At 65.0% G+C, this 21,446-nt stretch carries 24 protein-coding genes and 1 tRNA gene; 7 read left to right on the forward strand and 18 right to left on the reverse strand.

What is annotated here, in order from left to right:
• Positions 1-57: 57 nt before the first annotated feature.
• Both EV560_RS29850 and EV560_RS29855 read right to left on the reverse strand, forming a co-directional pair.
• Positions 58-348, reverse strand: a complete 291-nt coding sequence (locus tag EV560_RS29850; protein ID WP_131859499.1) for a hypothetical protein — start codon at positions 346-348, stop codon at positions 58-60.
• A 21-nt stretch (positions 349-369) separates the two neighbouring features.
• Positions 370-624 carry a hypothetical protein gene (locus EV560_RS29855; RefSeq protein ID WP_131859500.1) on the reverse strand — a complete coding sequence of 85 codons (255 nt, stop codon included), beginning with the start codon at positions 622-624 and terminating at the stop codon, positions 370-372.
• A gap of 125 nt (positions 625-749) precedes the next feature.
• Here EV560_RS29855 and EV560_RS29860 point away from each other — a divergent pair, with 125 nt between their 5' ends.
• Positions 750-1,040, forward strand: coding sequence for a hypothetical protein (locus EV560_RS29860; protein WP_131859501.1), 291 nt, complete (start codon positions 750-752; stop codon positions 1,038-1,040).
• Here the strand turns inward: EV560_RS29860 and EV560_RS29865 are convergent.
• Entirely contained in the window at positions 971-1,480 is a 510-nt protein-coding gene (locus EV560_RS29865) for an MgtC/SapB family protein (RefSeq protein WP_131859502.1), read from the reverse strand. The two genes, EV560_RS29860 and EV560_RS29865, sit on opposite strands and share 70 nt — an antisense overlap.
• Positions 1,481-1,703: 223 nt before the next feature.
• On the opposite strand from EV560_RS29865, the gene EV560_RS29870 reads away from it, so the two are divergent.
• A complete protein-coding gene (locus tag EV560_RS29870) occupies positions 1,704-2,051 on the forward strand; it encodes an RcnB family protein (protein WP_131859503.1) in 348 nt (115 codons plus the stop codon).
• A gap of 123 nt (positions 2,052-2,174) precedes the next feature.
• On the opposite strand, the gene EV560_RS29875 is transcribed toward EV560_RS29870, so the two are convergent.
• From EV560_RS29875 to phhA, 4 genes are all read right to left on the reverse strand, one after another.
• Positions 2,175-2,537, reverse strand: coding sequence for a hypothetical protein (locus EV560_RS29875; protein ID WP_131859504.1), 363 nt, complete (start codon positions 2,535-2,537; stop codon positions 2,175-2,177).
• Between the two features lie 230 nt (positions 2,538-2,767).
• A tRNA-Lys gene (locus tag EV560_RS29880) sits at positions 2,768-2,843 on the reverse strand.
• A gap of 138 nt (positions 2,844-2,981) precedes the next feature.
• The gene (locus tag EV560_RS29885) at positions 2,982-4,253 is read right to left on the reverse strand and encodes a solute carrier family 23 protein (protein WP_131859505.1); all 1,272 of its coding nucleotides are present in this window, start codon (positions 4,251-4,253) and stop codon (positions 2,982-2,984) included.
• A gap of 128 nt (positions 4,254-4,381) precedes the next feature.
• Complete coding sequence (gene phhA, locus EV560_RS29890) at positions 4,382-5,260, reverse strand: phenylalanine 4-monooxygenase (RefSeq protein ID WP_131859506.1); 879 nt, start codon at positions 5,258-5,260, stop codon at positions 4,382-4,384.
• Positions 5,261-5,382: 122 nt separating this feature from the next.
• On the opposite strand from phhA, the gene EV560_RS29895 reads away from it, so the two are divergent.
• On the forward strand, positions 5,383-5,865 hold the full coding sequence (locus EV560_RS29895) for an Lrp/AsnC family transcriptional regulator (RefSeq protein ID WP_165923709.1): 483 nt from the start codon (positions 5,383-5,385) through the stop codon (positions 5,863-5,865).
• A 26-nt stretch (positions 5,866-5,891) separates the two neighbouring features.
• Here the strand turns inward: EV560_RS29895 and EV560_RS29900 are convergent, their stop codons facing one another.
• The 3 genes from EV560_RS29900 to EV560_RS29910 form a co-directional block, all read right to left on the reverse strand.
• Positions 5,892-8,408 carry a tetratricopeptide repeat protein gene (locus EV560_RS29900; protein ID WP_131859508.1) on the reverse strand — a complete coding sequence of 839 codons (2,517 nt, stop codon included), beginning with the start codon at positions 8,406-8,408 and terminating at the stop codon, positions 5,892-5,894.
• An 88-nt stretch (positions 8,409-8,496) separates the two neighbouring features.
• On the reverse strand, positions 8,497-10,053 hold the full coding sequence (locus tag EV560_RS29905) for a 2-isopropylmalate synthase (RefSeq protein WP_131859509.1): 1,557 nt from the start codon (positions 10,051-10,053) through the stop codon (positions 8,497-8,499).
• A gap of 296 nt (positions 10,054-10,349) precedes the next feature.
• Entirely contained in the window at positions 10,350-11,216 is an 867-nt protein-coding gene (locus EV560_RS29910) for an RNA polymerase sigma factor (protein WP_131859701.1), read from the reverse strand.
• Positions 11,217-11,411: 195 nt separating this feature from the next.
• Between EV560_RS29910 and EV560_RS29915 the strand changes: the two genes are divergently transcribed.
• Together EV560_RS29915 and EV560_RS29920 are read left to right on the forward strand one after the other, a co-directional pair.
• Positions 11,412-11,726 (forward strand): hypothetical protein, encoded by a 315-nt coding sequence (locus EV560_RS29915; RefSeq protein ID WP_131859510.1) that lies wholly within the window; start codon positions 11,412-11,414, stop codon positions 11,724-11,726.
• A 102-nt stretch (positions 11,727-11,828) separates the two neighbouring features.
• On the forward strand, positions 11,829-12,470 hold the full coding sequence (locus EV560_RS29920; protein WP_131859511.1) for a YoaK family protein: 642 nt from the start codon (positions 11,829-11,831) through the stop codon (positions 12,468-12,470).
• 9 nt (positions 12,471-12,479) lie between these two features.
• Here EV560_RS29920 and EV560_RS29925 read toward each other — a convergent pair whose 3' ends face one another.
• On the reverse strand, positions 12,480-12,962 hold the full coding sequence (locus EV560_RS29925) for a hypothetical protein (RefSeq protein ID WP_131859512.1): 483 nt from the start codon (positions 12,960-12,962) through the stop codon (positions 12,480-12,482).
• Between the two features lie 141 nt (positions 12,963-13,103).
• On the opposite strand from EV560_RS29925, the gene EV560_RS29930 reads away from it, so the two are divergent.
• Positions 13,104-13,433, forward strand: a complete 330-nt coding sequence (locus tag EV560_RS29930) for a hypothetical protein (RefSeq protein ID WP_131859513.1) — start codon at positions 13,104-13,106, stop codon at positions 13,431-13,433.
• A gap of 44 nt (positions 13,434-13,477) precedes the next feature.
• Here EV560_RS29930 and EV560_RS29935 read toward each other — a convergent pair whose 3' ends face one another.
• Both EV560_RS29935 and EV560_RS29940 read right to left on the reverse strand, forming a co-directional pair.
• Positions 13,478-15,550: a M3 family metallopeptidase gene (locus EV560_RS29935; RefSeq protein ID WP_131859514.1), complete on the reverse strand. Its 2,073-nt coding sequence runs from the start codon at positions 15,548-15,550 to the stop codon at positions 13,478-13,480.
• Between the two features lie 30 nt (positions 15,551-15,580).
• The gene (locus tag EV560_RS29940; RefSeq protein ID WP_131859515.1) at positions 15,581-16,318 is read right to left on the reverse strand and encodes an NUDIX hydrolase; all 738 of its coding nucleotides are present in this window, start codon (positions 16,316-16,318) and stop codon (positions 15,581-15,583) included.
• A gap of 107 nt (positions 16,319-16,425) precedes the next feature.
• Between EV560_RS29940 and EV560_RS29945 the strand changes: the two genes are divergently transcribed.
• Positions 16,426-16,623, forward strand: a complete 198-nt coding sequence (locus EV560_RS29945) for a hypothetical protein (RefSeq protein WP_131859516.1) — start codon at positions 16,426-16,428, stop codon at positions 16,621-16,623.
• A gap of 58 nt (positions 16,624-16,681) precedes the next feature.
• Here EV560_RS29945 and EV560_RS29950 read toward each other — a convergent pair whose 3' ends face one another.
• From EV560_RS29950 to EV560_RS29970, 5 genes are all read right to left on the reverse strand, one after another.
• Positions 16,682-17,584, reverse strand: a complete 903-nt coding sequence (locus EV560_RS29950; protein WP_131859517.1) for a PhzF family phenazine biosynthesis protein — start codon at positions 17,582-17,584, stop codon at positions 16,682-16,684.
• Between the two features lie 10 nt (positions 17,585-17,594).
• Positions 17,595-18,710, reverse strand: coding sequence for an endonuclease/exonuclease/phosphatase family protein (locus EV560_RS29955; RefSeq protein ID WP_131859518.1), 1,116 nt, complete (start codon positions 18,708-18,710; stop codon positions 17,595-17,597).
• 13 nt (positions 18,711-18,723) lie between these two features.
• Entirely contained in the window at positions 18,724-19,572 is an 849-nt protein-coding gene (gene pdxY / locus EV560_RS29960) for a pyridoxal kinase PdxY (protein ID WP_131859519.1), read from the reverse strand.
• Between the two features lie 208 nt (positions 19,573-19,780).
• On the reverse strand, positions 19,781-20,197 hold the full coding sequence (locus tag EV560_RS29965) for a nuclear transport factor 2 family protein (protein ID WP_131859520.1): 417 nt from the start codon (positions 20,195-20,197) through the stop codon (positions 19,781-19,783).
• A 59-nt stretch (positions 20,198-20,256) separates the two neighbouring features.
• A complete protein-coding gene (locus tag EV560_RS29970) occupies positions 20,257-21,282 on the reverse strand; it encodes an ABC transporter substrate-binding protein (RefSeq protein WP_465247057.1) in 1,026 nt (341 codons plus the stop codon).
• Between the last annotated feature and the right edge of the window lie 164 nt (positions 21,283-21,446).

The following is a 21,446-nucleotide window of genomic DNA, read 5'->3' on the forward strand; positions in this document are numbered from 1 at the left end:
GACATTGATGGTCGGCACAAGGCCGACCATGACGCGGGTTTGCATCTCCAGGCGAACTCACGTCGGACGCAACGACGCTTCGTCGCCATACTCCGCCTCATCTGGCGGCGCATCCGGCCGCTGCCGATCGAGGCTTTCCCGATAGCGCAGGCAGCCGCGCAGAAATGTCGGCCAGGGCGGTACCGCGATGGCGGGATCGACCCGCTCCGGCAGCAGCTCCCAAAGCTGCGGATGGTGCCAGCAGAGATCATGCCCGGTCGTATCGCGATGCGCGCGGATTCCGGCGCGCAGGCGCCTGACCTCCTCGGCCAGCTGCTCGCGGCTCATCACGCTGAGATCGTCATCCATGACCGCCCTCGCCGCGGCCGATCAGGCGCGGTGCTCGTTCGGCTCACGCGGCGGCCGGCCGGGCGGAAGGTCATAGGGGCTCGCCGGCGGCGTCTTGGGCGGCGGTGCGTTCGGCGGCAGCTCCGATGGCGGGTCGCGCGGGACCCCGATCGGCTCCTCGTCCGGTGGCGACTCGACCGGCGGCGCCGGTGGCACCTCGCCAGGCGTCAGCGGCGGCGCTTCCGGCGGTGGCTCCGGCGGCGGTTGCGGCACCCCTGGCATCATCGTCACGCTCATCAACTCTCTCCTCTGTCGCTGGATCAACGCAGCGTGGCGAGGATGGTTCGCGCCGGATTTACCCCGCGGAACAATGCCGGGGCTGATGGCTTGGTTCAAGGAACCCTCGCAGAGGAGCACATGCCATGGACAAGCCCGACACCCCCCGCGAGAACCCAGCCCTGCTTGACGAACGGATCAAGGGCGAGGCGGCACGGCCCGAACTGGAAAACCAGGTTCCGGACCGGCCGCAAGCCACCGAGCGGACCAAGCCGCATGATGCGGGCAGCGACGCCAACGATACCGTGGACGGGTTGACCGAGTCCGAGGAAGCGATCCGCCAGGCCGCCGAGGATATTCCGACCGGTCAGGACCCAGCAGGGTCGTCGGAATCGGTCCCGGTCTTCGAGCGTGGCTCGCTGCCGCCCAAGGTATGACGCTTCCTGGCCTCCTTGCCCTGGATCCAGCGCTCGACCGAGTGATTGATCAGCAGCAGCAGGAGGGCCAGCACCGTGGCGGTCAGCGTGACCCGCCAATGGCCCATCCCGGCCGAACAGCCGAGCGCGGCGGTCACCCAGATCGCCGCTGCGGTCGTCAATCCATGCGGCATCCCGTCCTGCTCGCGCCGGATGATCACGCCCGCCCCCAGGAAGCCGATCCCGGTCAGGATACCTTGCATCACGCGGCTCGCTGCATCCGGATGAAACGGGTCGGTGAAGACCGCAGTGGCAGCCGCCGTGCCGAGCCCGACAAGAGCGAAGGTGCGCAGACCGGCGCTCTTGTGCTTGAGCGTCCGCTCCCAGCCGATGGCAACCCCGGCGAGCAACCCCGCCAGCAGTTTCAGGATCAGGTCCAGCTCAAACATCAAGTCGTTCATGCGCGGGCTTCCGTAGATGGAACCGGCTGTCGGGCGCGGCTCCGCCCGCAATAGGCTGCAGCCTCGCTGGATTGGCAAGAGGTGACAGGCGCTCAAACGCGTCGGGAGCGATTACATCGTCACCGGGATGAATATCAGATTACGAAAGATTAATTTCGGCATTCATCTTTCATTTAATTGAGAATTGCAAAGATGAACTATCGATCACCTCGGGAGACATTCTATGAAAATCTCGATTGCCATTGCCGCGCTGGCCATTTCGTTGCTGGCCGTCCCCGCCGCTGCTTTCGCACAGCAGCCGCATCGCCCGGCTCATCACGGCCCGGTCCATGTCCAGAAGCGTCATGTCCAGAAGCCCGTGGTGGTGAAGAAGGTCGTTGTGGTCAAGCAGTCGCGCTGGGCTGCCGGCCGCTCCCTGCCCTCGAGCTATCGCCGCAACGTCGTCGGCGGCTACCACCGCTACCATTTGCGGACGCCCGGCCGCGGCCAGCGCTGGGTCAGGGTCGACAATCAGTTCCTGCTGATCAACAGCATCACGGGCGTCATCGCCGCCCTGGCCGCTGCTGGTTGATCATCGGCCCAGAAGTGGATTGCGGCTCTCGGAAAAAGCCGACGATCCAACTGCATCAAAAAAGACAGCCGCGGCATCGGCCGCGGCTGTCTCGAAACTGGCCTGCGCTGGCAGGTTTCTCAATCAGTACGGATAGGGGCGAACGCCACGACCGGGCGTATAGATATAGCGTCCGCCGGGTCCGGTTTGCGGCCTGACATAGCCACCACGGCCATAGCCGCGGCCATACCCGTAACCTCTGTTATATCCGTAACCGGGGCGGCCATAGCCGCCGCGCCCGTAGCGCTGCTGCCGATTCAGACTGTTCATCATCATCAGCCGGCGCTCCTTGGCGGCGGTCATGGTGAACTCAACATCCTGCCTGTCGAGCTGGTGAGCAATGCCGGCAGGCAAGGCGTCCGCGCGTGCCTGAGAGGGGGCGCCAATGCCAATACCGGCGAGAGCGAAGGCACCGAACATGCTGGCAATGAGCGTCTTACGTATCATGGCAATCCCATCCTTTTGGCCCGTGGCGGGCCATTATCCAACGGGAGCGGACTCGTATTGTTCCACTCCCCGGCGTCAAGGAAGCTACGCCCGCGAAGGTGAACCGAACATGGATGACCGGCCATGACCGGACGATGAAGGTTGCGGGACGAGGTGCAGGAACCCGTGCGCCGCCCGGGCCCCAGGCGGCCAGGCTTCCCGCTACAGAACTGGTTTTCCTGAGGTTTCCGTGGTGGGTGATGTAGGGCTCGAACCTACGACCCGCTGATTAAGAGTCAGCTGCTCTACCAACTGAGCTAATCACCCATACGCCACGAAGACGTCGCCGTTGCGTGTCCGCGTCAGGCAGGCCGGCGATGTAGCAAACACCCCCTGCCCTGTCCACCCCGTTTGCAACAGAAATATGCAGCCGGGAACATTTCTTTTCGCGGCTGCGAAAAAGCCTCACGCCGCCTTGCGATTCAGGAGGTGATAAAGCGCGATCGCGCCGAACGTGGCCGTGCCGATGCCGCCGAGCTCGAAGCCGAAAATCGGCAGCTTGAGATCGCCGGCCCCGAGGATCAGCGCGGCCGCAACGGTCAGCAGATTCTTCGGTTCGGAGAAATCGACCTTGTTCTCCACCCAGATTCGCCCCGCCGTCGCGGCGATGAGCCCGAAGACGACGATGGCGAGGCCGCCGAGCACCGCGACGGGAATCGTTCCGATCACGGCACCGAACTTGGGCGAGAAGCCGAGGGCGAGCGCAATGAGGCCGGCCGCGACGAAGACCAGCGTGGAATAGACCCGCGTCACCGCCATGACGCCCATGTTCTCGGCATAGGTGGTGACGCCGGTGCCGCCGCCCGAGCCGGCGATCATGGTCGCGAGCCCGTCCGCCATGAAGCCGCGGCCGATCAACGGATCGAGATTGCGCCCGGTCATCACGGAGATGCCCTTGATGTGCCCGAGATTCTCCGCGACCAGGATGATCGCCACCGGCGCGATCAGCGCCATCGCCCTGGCGTCGAAGATCGGCGCGATGAAATTCGGCAGGCCGAACCAGGCTGCCGCGCCGATCTTGCCGAAATCGATCGGAGGTGCGCCGAAGGACGAAGCGGTCAGCGCATAGAGGATATAGGCCGCGAGCCCACCGATCAGCACCGGCAGCCGCTGGGCGAGGCCCCGCCCATAGACCGCGACCAGAGCCACGGCGACGACCGTCAGCAGCGCGATCCATTTGGTATAGGCGCTGGCCGAGATCATGTTCATCGCGACCGCGGTCAGGTTGAGACCGATCGCGGCGACGACAGCGCCTGTGACCACCGGCGGCAGGAGTTTCTCGATCCAGGCGGTGCCGACAGCCTGGACGACCAGCCCGATCAGGAAATAGAGCGCGCCGCAGGCGATGATGCCGCCGAGCGCCACGGCGATGTTGGCGTTGGGGCCAGAGCCGGCATAGCCGGTCGCTGCGATCACCACGCCGATGAAGGCGAAGGAGGAGCCGAGATAGCTCGGCAATTGCCCGCGCGTGATCACGAAGAACAGCAGTGTCGCGATGCCCGAAAAGAAGATCGCGACATTTGGATCGAAGCCCATCAGCACCGGCGCCAGCACGGTCGCGCCGAACATGGCGACGACATGTTGCAGGCCGGCGATGAAGGTCTGCCCGGTCGGCAGCCGCTCGTCCGGCATCACGGCGCCGGAGGTCTTCAGGGTCCAATTCGGAAAATAGCCCATCGCCCAACTCCCCAACCCGGCCGCGGGAGGCAGCCCTTGGGGCGATAGAGGCAAGGATCGCGCCCCGCGTTAAGCGGGGCACCGCAATCATCCACCGAAAAAGCGCACGAACGGGCGCCAGAACGCGCTCACGCGACGAGCGGCTGCTGCGGCGGCTGGTGATGCGTGCCTTCGCCGCGATGCAGGAGACGGTCGCCGGAAAGCACGGCCTCCGGACCGAGCTCGGATTGCGCCCGAGCCGCTGCCATCGCCGCGGAGAGCGGGGCCTCGTCGAGCTCGGGCATCGCATCGAAGCCGGGCAGCACGAAATAGCTCTGCTGGTAATCGTCGATGCGGTAGCGCGTGCGCATGACGCGCGTTGTGTCGAAGCCGATCCGGTTCGGCGATGTGCTCTCCAGCGCGAAGATCGTCTCGCCCGGCGAGGAGGCGATGCCGGCGCCGAAGATACGCAGGCCGGCATTTGTCTCGATCAGCCCGAATTCGACGCTGTACCAGTAGAGCCGCGCCAGGCGGGCGAGATCGTCCGGCTCGGTCAGCCTCAAACCCGCCGCGCCATAGGCCGCGACGAAATCGGCGTAGGAGCGGTTCATCAGCAGCGGCACATGGCCGAAGATGTCGTGGAAGATGTCGGGCTCCTCGATGTAGTCGAATTCCTCGGGCCGCCTGATCCAGAACCCGGCCGGAAAGCGCCGCTCGGCCAGATGCGTGAAGAACACGCGGTCGGGCACCAACCCGGGCACGGCGACGACCTGCCAGCCGGTTGCCCGCTCGAGCACGCGATTGAGCGCCCGAAAATTAGGAATGCCGTCAGCGGCGATGCCAAGCGCGTCGAGCCCCTCGAAATACTCGTCGCAGACACGGCCACGCAGCAGTTCGGCCTGGCGACGGTGCAACCGCGACCAGGTCTCATGGTCGGCGGGGGAATAGGCCTCGAAGCGCTGGTCGACGACGAAATCGGCTGGAATCTCATCCGGCCTCAGGCCGGAACGCAGGAAAGGATCGGACATGGCACAACCTCCCGAGTTTACGAGATGGTCCGCCCAGACCCAGGTCATGTCCTGACTATTTCTTGTCGCGAATGTCCTATTTTGGCAGGATAGGACCCAATATCTCAAAACAAGGTCCGATCATGACCCATTCGCAGTTACAGCCATCCGGGCTCGACGAGACCGACCGCCGTATCCTGCGCGCGCTCCAGCGCGATGGACGCATCACCAATGCCGCGCTAGCCGACGAGATCGGCATGGCCGCCTCCCCCTGCCTGCGACGGTTGAAGGCGCTGGAGGAGGATGGCGTCATCACCGGCTACCGCGCCGAGATCGACCGCCGCGCGCTCGGCCATGGCGTCGAGGCCTATGCCTTCGTCAAGCTGGCGCAGTCCGATCCGGATTGGCGCACGCGCCTGATCGCCAAGCTGCAATCCTTCGAGGAGGTGATCTCCTGCCACGCCATGACCGGCGAATGCGACCTTCTGGTCCATATCGTCGCCGGCAATATCGAGGCCTATGGCGAATTCGCGATGCAGCGTCTGCTGACGCTTCCCGGCGTCGCGGATATGCGCTCGTCCTTCGTGCTTTCGACGATCAAGAAGGACAAGGGCTGGCCGGTGTAATAGAGTCTTTCGTTGAAATGATCGCGCTACGGTCGGACTCCATATCCGAGGTAGCGAATATCGACCAAGGGGTCGAGCTCACGTGCCTTTGCGAAAGCAGCCGCAGCGGCGGCCAGTTCACCCTTTCGTTTGAGCAACAGGCCTCGCCCAAATTGCGAATGAGCAAGATTCGGATCGATCGAAACGGCCTTGTCGAAGTCGGCCAAGGCTGCATCGAGGTCGTCTTGCCGAAAAAATAGAAATGCCCGACTGTCATAGATGTATGCGCCACTCGGATCGAGCCGAAGCGCTTCGTCGCAGTCACTCATTGTTCCTTCGAGATCGCCGGCAACAGCCCGATAGAAACAGTTGCTATTCCAAATATCGGCGTTCGCGGCACCTTTTTTGATTATCTTTGAGAGAAGAGCGGTCGCAGCCCCGTAACGCCCCTGCTTAAACAGTAAATTTGCGAGATCGACGATGAGGTTTTGTGAATCAGGATTTAAGCGCAGCGCCTCCTGCAAATCGACAAGAGCTTCTAACGGCTGACCTTGTCTCCATTTGACAGTCCCGCGGCAATACCATGAATCAAAGTCGCCCGGCCTCAGTTGGACCGCCTCCTCGCAATCGAGAGCTGCGGCCTCGAATTGCCTCTCCCCTAGAAAGAGCATGGCTCGATTGACCCGTGCTTCCTTCATCCGGGGATCGAGCGAAATGATCGTGTTATAGTCAGCAATGGCATCCGACCGTCGGCCAAGCGCAGTCGCCGACAATGCTCGCCAGAACATGGCGATCTTGTCTTTCGGGGATTTCGCGATGACCTGCTCAGTGTCCCTGCTCGCGTCTTCGAAGCGCTTCTCGGCGTAGTGGAAGGCCGCTCGCTGGCGCAGCGCGTCGATATGACCAGGCTCTCGCGTCAAAATCCAGTCGAGATCGGCTAATCCCTGCGCGTGCTTTTCAGCATCTTCCGCGAGCAGCCCAGCTCGCCTCAAACGTGCCTCGACGTCGTAGGGGTCGAGTTCGAGCGTGGCATCGAGGGAGCGTAATTGATCTGCGCGCGGGGGCTGCGGCGCCGGCTCGCCTCGTCGGGCGGTCGATGACGAGGCTGCTTGCCGCCAGCCCTGCACCGTCTCCGCCAAGCGCAGCCGCCACATCTCAACCTCCCGGCCGAGCTTGACGAGCATCTCGTTGCGCTTGCGAACGGAATCGGCCTCTCCGGGCTCGACCTCCAGGGCCTTGATGTAAAGCTGCAGGGCCTCGTCCCAGCGCTGCATGCCCTCTGCCGCAAGCGCGCGATTATAGTAGCCATAGAGCGCCTTTGGGTCGCGCCTGACGACCTCGTCAAACTCTGCCGCAGCCTCACGATACCGCTTCATCCTGAGTAAGACGCGGCCACGGTAATTGACCACGGAGACGGTTCTCTCGCGCCCCAGGGTGAGAGCGCGATCGATGTCACGCAGCGCAGCGGCAACGTTGTCGCGATGAAACTGCGCAACTCCACGAACATAGAAGGCTTGCGCATTCTTGGGGCTGCCGTGCAATGCCCGCTGCACGTCCTTTATCGCTTCGTCGTAGCGCCCTTTTTCGATAAGCAGCCAGGCCCGATTGCCATAGGGTATGGAGGAAAGCTTTTCATCGGCCGCTATGGTCTCGCCATAGGTCTTTATCGCCTCATCGTAGCGGTTGAGCATGACCAGCACATAAGCGCGGCGGAACAGCATATCCCTATGCTTGGGGGCCAGCTTCAGGCCCATGTCGTAGGAGCGCAGGGCGCGCATATTCTCGCCTAGGCGTTCGAACGCCTTGCCGCGCTCGAACCAGGAGCCGACAGCAGTCGGGTCCAATGCAAGCGCACGGTTGAAATCCGATATCGCGCCGCGGTTGTCGTCCTTGCTGCCTTTCGCCAGGCCACGATAATGCATGTAGCTGGCGTTCTGCGGCTCAGCCTGGAGGAGCGCATCGAAATCGGCCAGTGCCAGATCGTAGTTGCCGCTGATCGTTGCCAGCCGGCCCCGAAGCCACCGGATATGCGTATCGGCCGGCCTGAGCGTCAGCGCCGCAGCGAAGTCGGAAAGTGCTTTTTCGTCCCGTCCGGCGCGCATATGCACGATGCCGCGATCTGCATAGAGTGTCGCATTCGTCTCGTCGGTGGCGAGCAAGCCTGCCAGGAGCTTCAAGGCCTCTTCGTAGCGACCGAGGTCCGAAAGGACCACCGCCTGCCCTCTTTGCGCGGAATACGCAGACGGCGCGATCTTCAGTGCGGCCTCGAAATCCCGCAATGCGCCCGGCAGTCGTCCTGCCTCCCGCTTCTGCCAACCACGCATCGCCAGCAGCGTCGCTCTGTGAAACCGCCGCGCCTCCATGGCGAGGGCCTGGTCGCAGGCCACCATTCGCTCGGCGGGAGCGACCACGTCGGATCCGCAGCGCTCGACCAGCTCCGACAGCCTGTCGGCAGTCGATGCGCGCAGCTCGGCGGCAGCTCGCCCTGCACTCATGAAGAGGCCGACCGCAATCACGGTCGGCCACAACAACGCCCTTAAAACCATCCCCAGCCCCGGCGCCATCCACACGGAAGAACCACAACTTCCGATACGTGAATCATATAGGCCGGAGCTACAACGGTATAGCCAGCGTGGGCCCGCCGGCGGTGCCTTACTCCGCCGCCTGCGGATGCACCCGCACGCCGCGCGCGATCAGCTTGTTGAGCGCGCTGAGATAGGCCTTGGCCGAGGAGACCAGCGTGTCGGGATCGGCGCCGCGGCCGGTCACGGCAGCACCGCCCTCGCTCGCGAGCCGGACCGAGACCTCGGCCTGCGCATCGGTGCCCTCGGTCACGGCATGGACCTGATAGAGCTCCAGCACCGCCTCATGCGGCACGACCGCCTTGATGGCGTTGAAGACGGCATCGACCGGGCCGTTGCCCTCGGCCTCCTCGGTGACGATGCGGCCATCGACATCGAGCTTCATCGTGGCGCGCTGCGGGCCCCGCGTGCCGGCGATCACGGTCAGCGAGACCAGCTTCACCCGGTCATGAGCGGAGGCGATATTTTCGTCGACCAGCGCCTCGATATCCTCGTCATAGACGTGCTTCTTGCGGTCGGCGAGCGCCTTGAAGCGGGTGAAGGCGTCTTCCAGCTGGTTGTCGCCGAGATCGTAGCCCATGTCCTTCAGCTTGGAGCGGAAGGCGGCGCGGCCGGAATGCTTGCCCATCACCAGCGAGGTCTTGGTGACGCCGACCGAGGCCGGGGTCATGATCTCGTAGGTCTGCTGGTGCTTGAGCATGCCGTCCTGATGGATGCCGCTCTCATGGGCGAAGGCGTTCCGGCCGACGATCGCCTTGTTGTACTGCACCGGGAAGGAGCAGGCCGTCGCGACCGCCTTGGAGGCGCGGGTCAGCATGGTGGCGTCGATGCCGGTATCATAGGGCAGCACGTCGCCGCGTACCCGCAGCGCCATCACCACCTCTTCCAGCGCCGCATTGCCGGCGCGCTCGCCGATACCGTTGATCGTGCACTCGACCTGGCGTGCACCGCCCTCGATGCCCGCCAGTGAATTCGCGACGGCGAGGCCGAGATCATTATGGCAATGCACCGAGAAGATCGCCTTGTCGGCATTGGGCACACGCTCGCGGATCTGCCGGAACATGTCGCGGTACTCATCCGGCGTGGCGTAGCCGACCGTGTCGGGCAGGTTGATCGTCGTCGCACCGGCCTTGATCGCGGTCTCGACAGCGCGGCAGAGATAGTCGATCGGGGTGCGGGTCGCATCCATCGCCGACCATTCGACATCCTCGACCAGGTTGCGCGCCTGGGTGACGGTCTTGGTGATGATCTCGATGACCTCGTCCTCGGTCTTGCGCATCTGATGCGCCAGATGGATCGGCGAGGTCGAGACAAAGGTGTGGATGCGCGGTTTCACGGCATGGCGAACGGCCTCGCCGGCCCGCGCGATATCGATGCTGATGGCGCGGGCGAGGCCGGCGACGGTCGCGCGCTTGATCCGCCGGGCGATCTCGGACACCGCCTCGAAATCGCCGTCGGAGGCGATCGGGAAGCCCGCCTCGATGATGTCGACGCCCATCGCGTCGAGCACGTCGGCGACTTCCAGCTTCTCCTCGAAGGTCATCGTGGCGCCCGGACATTGCTCGCCGTCGCGCAGCGTCGTGTCGAAGATCAGGACGCGGTCCTTGGCGTTTCCTGCAGTGGTCATGCTCTTGTTCCTTGGCTCGGAACGCGCCGCTTGTCTGTCTTGCCGGCGCGGAAGGTCTGAAGGTCGGGTTCCGTCACTCCCCTGAGCGCCCAGGCATGCATGCCCGGCCGGCCCTCAGGGGCGGCTAAGGAGAAGAAGCTGACCAAGGCCAAGAGGAGCGCGCATGCGGGCCGGCCGCGCGATGGCGCGGGACAGGCTCTCGGCATGGGTGGCGAATGCGGCCACGGCGTTTCCTCTGCGAATTGCGAAAGGGTGTAACCGAAAGAGCGGGGCCGATGCAAGCCGGCTCGGCGCAGTTACAATTCGCCGATCACCAGCCCCTCCATCACATAACCCGCGAACTTGAAGTCGCGGATCCCGGTGATCTGCCCCTCGGCCCAGCTGAGCAGGACGATATGGCCGATGCGCCCCTCGCTATCGGCCGGATCGCGGAAGAGCAGCGCCGGGCGGCCTTCCGCCAGGCCGACCGCGACATGCCAGTCGAAGACCGCATCGTAGCGGCCGAAATAGACCGAGACATCCTTGCGGCCGGCGAGGCTGAGGCGGTTCACCAGGTCGAGCTTGACGTCTTCGGCCAGCAGACCGCGCAGCCTGTCGAAATCGCGGGCGTTGAAGCTGTCGGCATAGGCCCGCAACCGCAGCTTCTCCGCCTTGTCGAAGCGTGGCGGTTCGGCGGGCATTTCGACGATCTCGCGCAGCCGGCCACGGCCGCGATGCAGCCCGGCCTTCACGGCGGCGACGTTGATCCCGAGAATCTCGGCCGTCTCGACCGCCGAATGGCCGAGGACGTCGACGAGAAGCACGCTCGAGCGCGGCGTGGGCGGCAGCAGCAGGAAAGTCGCAAGGCTCGCGGCTGCGGCGACCCGCGCATCCGCCGGGCTGCTTTCGCCGACGGCATCGCCCGCTTCGGCCTCGCTTGCGAGCGCGGCCTGCCGTCGTCGCGCCCGCAAGGCGTCGATCGCGACATTATGCGCGATCCGGAACAGCCAGCTCTCCGGCCGCTCGATCAGGCCGGCGCCCGGAAGCGCCGCAGCCGCCCGCGCCAGGGTTTCCTGGACCAGATCCTCGCCATCGATCGCCGAGCCGATCATGCGGGCGCAATAGCGATGGAGGCGCGGCCGCAGCTCCACCATGAGATGATTCATCTCGACCTGACTTGGCATGGTCACTCGCGATCCAGTCGTTGAGCCGCCGAGCGGCGGGGTTCAGACATCAAAGACGCGCGGCAGGAGCAAAAAGATTCCCCCTCCGAGAAATTCCTGCCTCCGAGGAAAACTCCGCGAATCTTTTTGGCGTGCCCGGCCGTCCTTGGTTGCAGCGGTGCGAATTCCCTCGCCGCGACAACGAGGATCGAGACAATGCCAAGAGTGACAATGGTTCGCTATACGACCAAGCCGGGCCAGGACGAGGAGAACGAAAGGCTCTCGCGCGCCGTCTTCACCGAATTGCGGGAGAAGGCGCCCGAACATGTCAGCTATGCGCTGTTCCGCAGCGGCGCGCATTTCGTCCACCTGTTCGTGAACATGCAGGCCGACGACGCGGGTGTGGTGACCGAACTCGCCAGCTTCAAGGCCTATGCGGACGGTATCGGCGCGCGCTGCGAGGCGCCGCCGGAACAGACCCGGCTCGACCTCGACCTGATCGAATCCTACGGCCTCGCGCAGCCGGCCTGAGGCGGGCCAGGCCCGCGACTTGCAGGTATCCACCCGGCGGCGATTGCAATCATTGCCCGAGCCGGGCAATCGGAAGCAGTCGCCGCCTGGGGAGAAGCCGAGATGATGCGCTACGATCGCCGCGCGATCGGGTTCGCGGTTTGCCTGTCTTGCCTGGCCGGCTATGTCGACGCGCTTGGCTTCATCAGCCTTGGCGGCTTCTTCGTCTCCTTCATGACCGGCAACACGACGCGGCTCGGCATCGAGCTCGCCGGCCGCCATGCCGGCGGCATCTTCCTGGCCGGCGGCATCCTGGCGCTGTTCGTCTGCGGCGTGGTCCTCGGCTCGCTCGTCGGCCATGCCGGCGGCAAGCGCCGCGCGCCGGCCGTGCTCGCCAGCGTGACGCTGTGCCTGCTCCTGTCGGCGCTGCTCGACACGCGAGGCTACAGCACGCTCGGCGTCGGCCTGCTTGCCGTGGCGATGGGCATGGAGAACGCCGTGTTCCAGCGCGACGGCGAGGTCACGATCGGGCTGACCTATATGACCGGCACGCTGGTCAAGATGGGCCAGCGTATCGCCGGCGCGATGCTCGGCGGCTCGCGCACCGCCTGGCTGCGCCATTTCGTGCTCTGGCTCGGCCTGCTCTGCGGGGCGGTGCTCGGCGCGGCTGCACATGGCGCGATCGGGCTCGACGCGATCTGGTTCGCGGCCACCGCGGCCGGGTTGCTGACGCTGGTGGCGATGCGCCTGCACATCGCCGAGTGAGGCCGCTGCTCAACCGGCCGCGACGGTCCGGGCCTTGCGCACAGCAAGTTCGGCCGGCGGCGCCGGCCAAAGCTGGAGCCGGTAGAAGTCATCCCCCTCGAGCCCGTCCTCGCTCAAGCTGTCGAGACCGGAATAGGACACGCGCACGCGATAGGTTCCCGAAGCCAGCGGAACCCGCGGCGCATCCGGCAGATGGTCGGTGCAGCCCATGATGACGAGCGTGTCCGAGCGAATGCTGATCGAGCACTCGTTGACCATGTCCCATTCAGCGAAATCCTCGGCCGGCGCATCGCCATGGATCGAGAGCACGACCGGGACTGTCATGTTGCGCGCCGTGCCGATGCCGACGGAGAACTGTCCGACTGCAAGCAACCGGTCGATCGCCTCCTCGGTCCATCTGTCGCCAAAATCCTCGTTGGCCGACTCGTCCTGGATGTAGAATTGGAAGTAGTCGGCGAAGATCGCGAGTTCGGTCGTGGTCGGTTCAGTCATGGAAGCGCGTGCCTCTCTGTGGCGATGCGGGGCGAGTTGTCGGCGCACAGCATGTCGAGCCTGTGGCGATAATCGGGGGTTTGGCGCTTGCACCAGAATCGGTCATGGTCGCGCCGCCTGATCCTGATCGGAGCCGCCGCGATGCGCTCAACTCCTGCCCTTATCATCTCCGGTCTCCTGCTCGCCGCCTGCCAGACTGCCGGTCCGCCGCCCGCGCCCCCGCCGGAAAGCGCCCCGACAGGCGTGACGCCGAACACCTTCCACATGCCGACCGGTGGCGGCTGCTCCGGCGAGGTCGAACGCTTCCAGGCGATCATCGACAACGATCTCCAGACCGGCCACACCACCAAAAGCGTGCATGATCGCGTCAGCGCCGAGATTTCGCGTGCGCGCACGACCTGCTCGGCCGGCAACGACGGCGGCGCGATCAGCCAGATCCGCGCGACGCGGACGAAGTTCGGCTATCCGTGAATGCTCGTCATGCCCGGGCTTGACCCGAGCATGACGGCGGCGCCTTAAGCCGCCAGCCCCCGCTTCTCCAGCAGCGCATCCGGCGTCGGCAGCCGGCCGCGGAACAGCGTGTAGGCCTCGGCCGCATCGCGCGTGTCGCCGGCCGAATAGATGTAGCGCTTCAGCTTGCCCGCCACCTCCGGCGCGAAAACGTCGCCGGCCTCGATGAAGGCGTTGAACGCGTCGGCATCCATTACCTCCGACCAGAGATAGCTGTAATAGCCGGCCGAATAGCCGTCGCCCGAGAAGACATGGGTGAAATGCGGCGTGCGGTGGCGCATGATGATCTCCTCGGGCATGCCGAGTCGCGCGAGCTCGGCGGCCTCGAAGGCGATCGGGTCGAGCCCATCGGGCTTCTCCAGCGAATGGAAGGCGAGATCGACCAGCGCCGAGGAGGTGTATTCCACGGTGGCGAAGCCCTGGTTGAAGGTCTGGGCCTGCCTGATCTTGTCGATCAGCGCCTGCGGGATCGGCTCACCGGTCTCGGCATGCAGGCAAAAGCGCTGCATCACCTCCTTCGTCAGGAACCAGTGCTCATAGAGCTGCGAGGGCAGCTCGACGAAATCGCGCGAGACGGCCGTACCCGCGAGCGAGCCATAGGTCACGTCCGAGAGCAGCCCGTGCAGGGCATGGCCGAACTCGTGGAAGAGCGTGCGCGCATCGTCGAGCGAGAGCAGCGCCGGCTTGCCTTCCTCAGGCTTCGCGAAATTGCAGACATTGACGATGATCGGCCGGATCTCGCCGCCGAGCTTGCGCTGGCCGCGGAAGGCGCTCATCCAGGCGCCTGAGCGCTTCGAGGGCCGCGCGAAATAGTCGCCGACGAAGAGGCCGATATGCCGGCCGCTCGCCGCCTCCGTGACCTCCCAGAACCGGACATCGGGGTGATAGCCGGCCAGCTCCGCCTTCTCCTCGAAGGCGAGGCCGAAGAGCCTGCCCGCCGTGTCGAAGGCCGCGGCGATGACGCGGTCGAGCTGGAGGTAGGGCTTCAGCACGGCTTCGTCGAGCGCGTAGGTCTGCTGGCGCACCTTCTCGGCGTAATGGCGCCAGTCCCAGGGGCGGATCGGCCCGTTCTCGCCCTCGTCCTGTGCCATGGCGGCGAGATCCGCGGCCTCTTGCGCGGCACGCGCCTTGGCCGGCGTCCAGACCAGCTCGAGCAGCTCGCGCACGTTCTCCGGCGTCTTCGCCATGCAGTCGTCGAGCTTGAAATGCGCGAAGGTCTTGAAGCCGAGCAGGTTCGCCTTCTCGGCCCTCAGCTTCACCATCTCGGCGACGAGGCGACGATTATCGGTCTTGCCGACATGCTCGCCGCGCTTGCTCCAGGCAATGAAGGCTTCCTCGCGCAGGTCGCGCCGCGTCGAGAAGGTCAGGAATGGCTCGATGATCGAGCGCGACAGCGTCACCGCATGCTTGCCCTCATGACCACGGTCAGCCGCCGCGCGCGCCATCGCCGCGAGCAGGAAGGGTGGCAGGCCGGCGAGCTTCTCCGCCTCGTCGAGGATCAGGGCGTAGGAGGATTCATCGCCCAGCACATTCTGGCTGAACTGCGTGCCGAGCGCCGCCAGGCGCTCGTTGATCGCGGCGAGCCGCGTCTTGTCGGCCGGGCCGAGCCGCGCGCCGGAGCGCACGAAGCCGCGATAGCTGCGCTCCAGCAGGCGCATCTGCTCGGGATCGAGATGCAGCGCCTCACGCCGCTCGTAGACACGCTCGACGCGGGCGAACAGCGCCGGGTCCATCATGATCGCCGACCAGTGCCGCGAGGCGATCGGCGACATCTCGCGCTCGATCGCCTGCAGCGCCTCGTTGGTATGGGCGCCGGTCAGATTGTAGAACACGCCGCCGACGCGGCTGAGCCCCCTGCCCGCCTTCTCCATTGCCTCGATCGTATTGGCGAAATCGGGCTTGGCCGGATCGGCGACGATCGCCGCGATCTCCGCCCTGTGCTTGGCGAGGGCTGCCTCGAAAGCCGGCCGGATATGCTCGGGCGTGATCTCGGCGAAGGGCGGCAGCTTGAACGGGGTCTCCCAGACACGGGAGAACGGATTGGACTCGGGCAGGTCGAGGGCTTCGGGGGCGGTCATCGGAGGTCTTCCCGGGAAGGAGGCGGCGGTTCAGTTCTGGTCGTAGATATGGGCGAGATAACGCCGCATGAAGGGCGGCAAATCGTAGCTCTCGCACTCGGCGAGCGTGCGGAGGACGACGATGTCGGACAGCTCCGGCTCCTCCTGCTCGGCCATGCGCGAGAGCATCAACGCGCGCGCTTCATCCGCCGGCAGACGCACCGAGACGGGGCGCATGAAGGCGATGCGTCCCTCCAGGATCACCGCCGTCCACCTGTCCTCGACATCGATCTCGCCGAGCGTCAGCCCGGTCTCCTCGCAGAGCTCACGCGTGACGCTGCCGGCGAGATCGAGGCTGCCATCATCCCGCACATCCTCGCGATCGGGCGTGCCAGCGGCAAAATAGATCTTGCCGGGATTGGCGGTGTGCTCGCCCATCTTCCCCAGCAGGAAAGCGCCGTCCGCGGCGCGCAGCGCCGCCATGGCGAAGCCGTTGCGGATGACGGGGCCGGGATGGCCGAAATCGCGCCAGCTCATGAAGGCGGCATAGTCGGTCTCGAAATAGCCTGCCCGGCAGACGCCATCCTCGATCGCGGCGCGATGCTGCAGCATCACCCTGCCGTTGAACATGGCCGGCTTACCGGCGCTGATCTTCGCCCAATGCGCCGCGATCTCCGGCTCGCTCTCGCGCGCGAAAACCCAGTCATAGGGCTCGACCCTGGCCTCGACACGGTCGAGCGCGACAATGCTGTTGTTCTCCACCCCGCTCGTGGACCTGTCTGTCGTCATCGCCGAACCTTTCGCCTAAATCGGAGCGTCAAAAATCGAGGCCGGGCTGAAACCAGCCCCCTACCTTATGCGTATTTCAGGCTGTGAAGCCGGGTGAGCAAAGCAAAGTGCACGATCAGGACGAAAAGCAGCGCAGCGAACAGGGGCAGTCACAAAATCCGCCCCGTGCCAGGCAAAGCGACGAGCAGCGCCTGCTGGCCATCTATCGCTCCCTCTCCGCCGATAACCAGAAGAACGTCATGCGCTATGTCGAAGCGGTGAACGATATCGAGGACATCTTCAAGGCGAAAGGGCGCGACCACTGAAGCATTCTCGAGCGTAGTGGCCCCGGTTCGCGTGACGAAAATGCGTCGATACAAATAGCTAGAGCAGCGTCCCCTCGCTGACGACCACGGCGGCGCCACCGATACGCGCCGCGACCAGCTTGCCGCTCGCGACCGTCAGCCCCAGCTCGATCTGCGAGGGCCGGCACATCTCATAGCCCTGCTCGACGACGAAGACGTGCTCGCCATCTTCGGGCTGGTCGAAGCGCATCACCGCTCCTGCGAAAGCCGCCACCGCCGAGCCCGTCGCCGGGTCCTCGGGAATGCCCATCGAGGGCGCGAACATGCGCGCGTGATAATGGTGCCCGGCATCCTGGGTCTGCCGGCAATAGACGAAGGCATTGGGATGGCCCTCCGGCTTCATCACCTTCGGCCAGAGGCCGGTATCGAGCCTGATCCGGCCCATCGCCTGCAAGCCGAAGACCGGCACGAGGGTGAAGGCGACGCCGGCGGAATAGATGCTGGGAACATGCGTATCGAAGCCGATCTCGCGCTCGTCGAGGCCAAGCGCCTCGGCGAGCAGCGGCGCCCCGGCCGGCTGGTCTATCTCCGCCGGCAGCCGCGGCAGGCTGAAGGTGGCGCGGCCGGCGCGCGCTCCCTGCACCGAGACGGTGCAGGGCACGAGGCCGACCTTCTCCTCGAGCACGAGGCTGCCGCTAGCCCGACCGTCAGCGGCGGCGCGCAGGGCGAGCAGAACGGCGGATCCAACCGTCGGATGCCCGGCGAAGGGGAGCTCTGCCGCTGGCGTGAAGATGCGGACCGAGGCGCTGTTCGTCGGATTGGCCGGCGGCGCGACGAAGACCGTCTCAGACAGGTTGAACTCGCGGGCAATCGCCTGCATCGCCTCGGTATCGAGCCCGTCGGAATCGAACACCACGGCAAGTGGATTGCCGGCATGCGGCCTGGTGGTGAAGACATCGAGCGTGGCGAAGCGGCGGCTCATGGCGATCTGCTCAGCTTTGAGGGATGGTGAGGTCGATGGTCAGCGGGCAATGATCCGAGGCTTTCGGCCTGTCCCAGCCGACGCGCGGATAACGGTCGGCGCTGGTCGCGAGCCGCGCCATCGAGCGATCGGGCTCGCGCGGATCGAGCGGCACCCGATAGGGCAGCCCGCGCCGGATCATCTGCATCTGCGGCCGCGGATTGGCCGCGGCTAGCGCAGGCGAGAGCAGGATATGGTCGAGCGGCATATGGCTCTCCATCAGTTGCTCATGCTCTTCCGACCAATAGCGTCGGAAATGCGTCCAGCGCTCATGCCGCGGCAGGCTCTCCATCGGGTCGACCGCGAAATCATCGAGCAGCGGCTCGATGCCGCTATCGCCCTCGTCGACCGGCTCCGCCTTCGGTCCGAGGCCGATGCGATAGCCATTGAGATCGCCGAGCACGAGCCAGTTCGCCTCGCGCCACCCGGGACCGAACCAGCCCTTGATGAGATGCTTCACCGCCAGAGCCTCTGCCCGGCGGATCGGCAGCGTCATTTCCCGGCCGTCGTCGCGACCATTGTTCATCGACTTGAAATGGCAGCCGAACAATGTGAGCCGCCGGTCGCCGAGCCCGAGCTCGACCGCCAGGCAATCGCGCGCGAAGACGCGGTCATGCGGCCGGATGCCGAACCGCGCCAGGGTGCCCTCATAGACATTCGCCTCGGCGAAGCTCAGCTCCTTGTGCGACGCGAACTTGATCGCCTGCGGCGTCACCAGATCGCGCCGCGCCGCAAAGCCGATATCGATGTTGCGCCGGTCATTGCCGTCGATCAGCGCGAAATGACCGTAGCGGTGATCGGCGATCCGGTGGACGTAATTGGCGAAGAAGGCCTGCAGGCTGGCGAGCGAGTCGACCTCCTGCAGCATCCAGAGATCGGCCTGCGCCTCGGCGATGGCGAGCGCCGTCATCTGACGCTTGTCATCCTCCAGCGCCACGGCGAGCGAGCGCTCGACCGCGTCGCGCTCGTCGGCGCGCGGGAAATGGAACAGCGACATCGCCGCCGCCGTGTCGGTGCGCCCGCCTGGCTCGAAGCGATGGCGCGTCAGCAGGTTCTCGACATTGAAGGTGCCGACTCGCAGCTTCATCGCGGCCATCCGCTCAAAGCGTTTCCGGCGCGAACACCTGCGACGGCGTTACGAACTCGTCCTGCGCCGCGACCGTCAGGATCTCGCGCGAGCCCGCTTCCTTGGTCCGCTTCAGCAGCCCGAATACCGAGGAGGAGGCCTTGGCGAGCGCCGAGGCGGCGGAGCCCTCGCGCAGGTAATGTACGAAGAACAGTGCCGCGATCGCATCGCCCGCACCGTTGACGCTGACGTCGAGCTTGGGCGTGCGCACGCGATAGGCACCCTGCGCATCAGCCGCCATGAGGTCGATCGCGTCGGCCGGCGTCTCCTCGGTGACGAGCGAGGTGACGAGCACGACCTTGGGCCCGGCATCGCGCAGGGTCTCGACCGCGCGATGCGCATCCGAGATGGTCTTGACCTCGATATCGGTGAGCAATTCGAGCTCGAACTGATTGGGCGTCACGATATCGGCCGCCGGCACCGCCTGCTCGCGCATGAATTCCGGAATGCCGGGCCGGACGAAAATGCCGCGCCCGACATCGCCGATCACTGGATCGCAGCAATACATCGCCTTGGGATTAGCCGCGCGCACGCGCTCGACCGCCGAGAGGATGGCATGGCCGATATCGGCCGAGCCCATATAGCCCGAGAGCACGCCGTCGCATGTCGGCAGCACGCCGCGCTCGGCGATGCCCTCCATCACCTCATCGATCGTAGCGCCATCGAAGACCCGGCCTTTCCAGGCGCCGTAGCCGGTGTGATTCGAGAATTGCACCGTGTGGATCGGCCAGACATCGACCCCGAGGCGCTGCATCGGGAAGACCGCAGAGGCATTGCCGACATGGCCATAGGCGACATGCGACTGGATCGAGAGGATATTCATGACGCGCGGCAGGCCTCAGACGAAGAAGGACGCGGCGAACCTAGAGCATGTTCCGCAAAAGTGGCACGCACTTTTGCGATGCGCACATTGCTCAAGATATTGAGCCGGCGCGAATTACGATCGTCCAGCTGCGAGCGGCAGAACGGAAAGCGCGACTTGCGCGCCCACGCAAGGCAAAAGCGGCTATGGCCACGGTGAGAAATTGAGCTCAGTTCGTCCTTGCCGCCGTGATGCGCGCAAGCCCGGCCGTATCCGTGAACTGTGCGATGCTGCGCACCTTGCCATCGGCAAAACTCAGCAGGTCGAGCGTCTGGAACCGCTCGGTGCGGCCGGTCGGCACGAAGGTCACATCGGCACGCCAGTGATAGGCCGCCCGCTCACCTTCGACGACGATGTCGAGCGTCTCGAAATTCGAGAAGGTGAAGACGCCGATGAAGTCCGACATCGTCTTGCGCACGGCCTCGCACCCCTCGAACGGCCGGCAGATCTCCTCCCGCTCGGGCGCGCCCATGAGCTGGAAGCGGCAGTCAGGATGGAAATAGGTCATCAGCACGTCGAGGTCGCCCTGGACGCGTGCCTCATAGGCTTTCTCGATCAAGGACCTGATAGCGGAGTGCTCGGTCATCTCGCCTCTCCTCTTGCAGAGACTTGAGTGTGACCGGCACTCCGCCGGGAGTCGAGAGATTACGAGCCTGCCGCTGCTTTCTTGGCGAAAGTGTCGATGAAGGTCTTCGACAGGTCGACATTGGAATTCGTCAGCTCGGGATCGAGCAGCTTCAGCGAGTCGTACATGCTCTTCATGCCGTCCGGCGTCGAGACGCCGGTGCGCGAATAGCTCTCCTGCGAATTCTTGACCGCGCGCAGATAGAGCGGCTTGTCGCCGAGCAGATACTCTTCCGGCACCAGGTCGGCGACATCCTCGGGCTTGGCCGTCTCCAGCCATTTCAGCGACTTGTAGAGCGCATTGACCAGCTTCTGGGTGGTCACCGGGTTCTTCTCGGCGAAATCGTTCTTGAGATAGAGCACGGCCGCCGGGTTGGAGCCGCCGAACAGCGTCTTGGTGCCCGCCTCGGTCCGCGTGTCGATCAGCGAGACGATGTCGCCATCGGCCTCGAGCTTCGAGGTCACCGGGTCAAGATGCGAGATCACGTCGACCTGTTTCTGCTTGATCGCGGCGACCGCGCTCGCGCCGGCGCCGACACCGATGATCGGCGCGTCGGCGGCCTTCAGGCCCGCCTTGACCATGGCATATTGCGCGGTGAGCGCGGTCGAGGAACCCGGCGCGGTGACGCCGATCTTGAGACCCTTGAAATCCGCGGCGGACTTGACCTTGTCGGCAAGGTCCTTGCGCACCGCGATGGTGATGGCCGGGAAGCGGCCAAGCTCGATCACGGCGCGAATATCCTGGCCCTTGGCCTGCATGCGGATCGTGTGCTCATAGGCGCCGGTCACGACATCGACCGAGCCGCCGACGAGCGCCTGCAGCGACTTGGCGCCACCGCCGAAATCATTGATCTCGACGTCGAGCCCCTGCTCCTTGAAGAAACCCTTCTTCTCGGCAATCGTAAGCGGCAAGTAATAGAGCAGCTGCTTGCCGCCGACGCCGAGCGTCAGCTTCGGCTTCTCGGCGGTCTGGGCCAGTGCGCCATAGGGGGAGAATCCGAGCGCAGTCGAAAGGGCGAGCGCGGCCAGCGCGCCGCGACGGGACAGTAACATTGTAAGCATTCCTCCGATTGGACGATGTGGGCGCTTCTGGCGGGCGCGTTCGGGAGGACAATAGGCGAGATCGCGGAGCGGGAGCAAGAATCCGATCCGCCACTTAAGACTATCGACGACCTCACCGCGCATCCGCGCATGGCTACCGGCTGAAATGG

Source organism: Allobosea sp. BK604 (assembly GCF_004341515.1).
Lineage (GTDB): Bacteria > Pseudomonadota > Alphaproteobacteria > Rhizobiales > Beijerinckiaceae > Allobosea.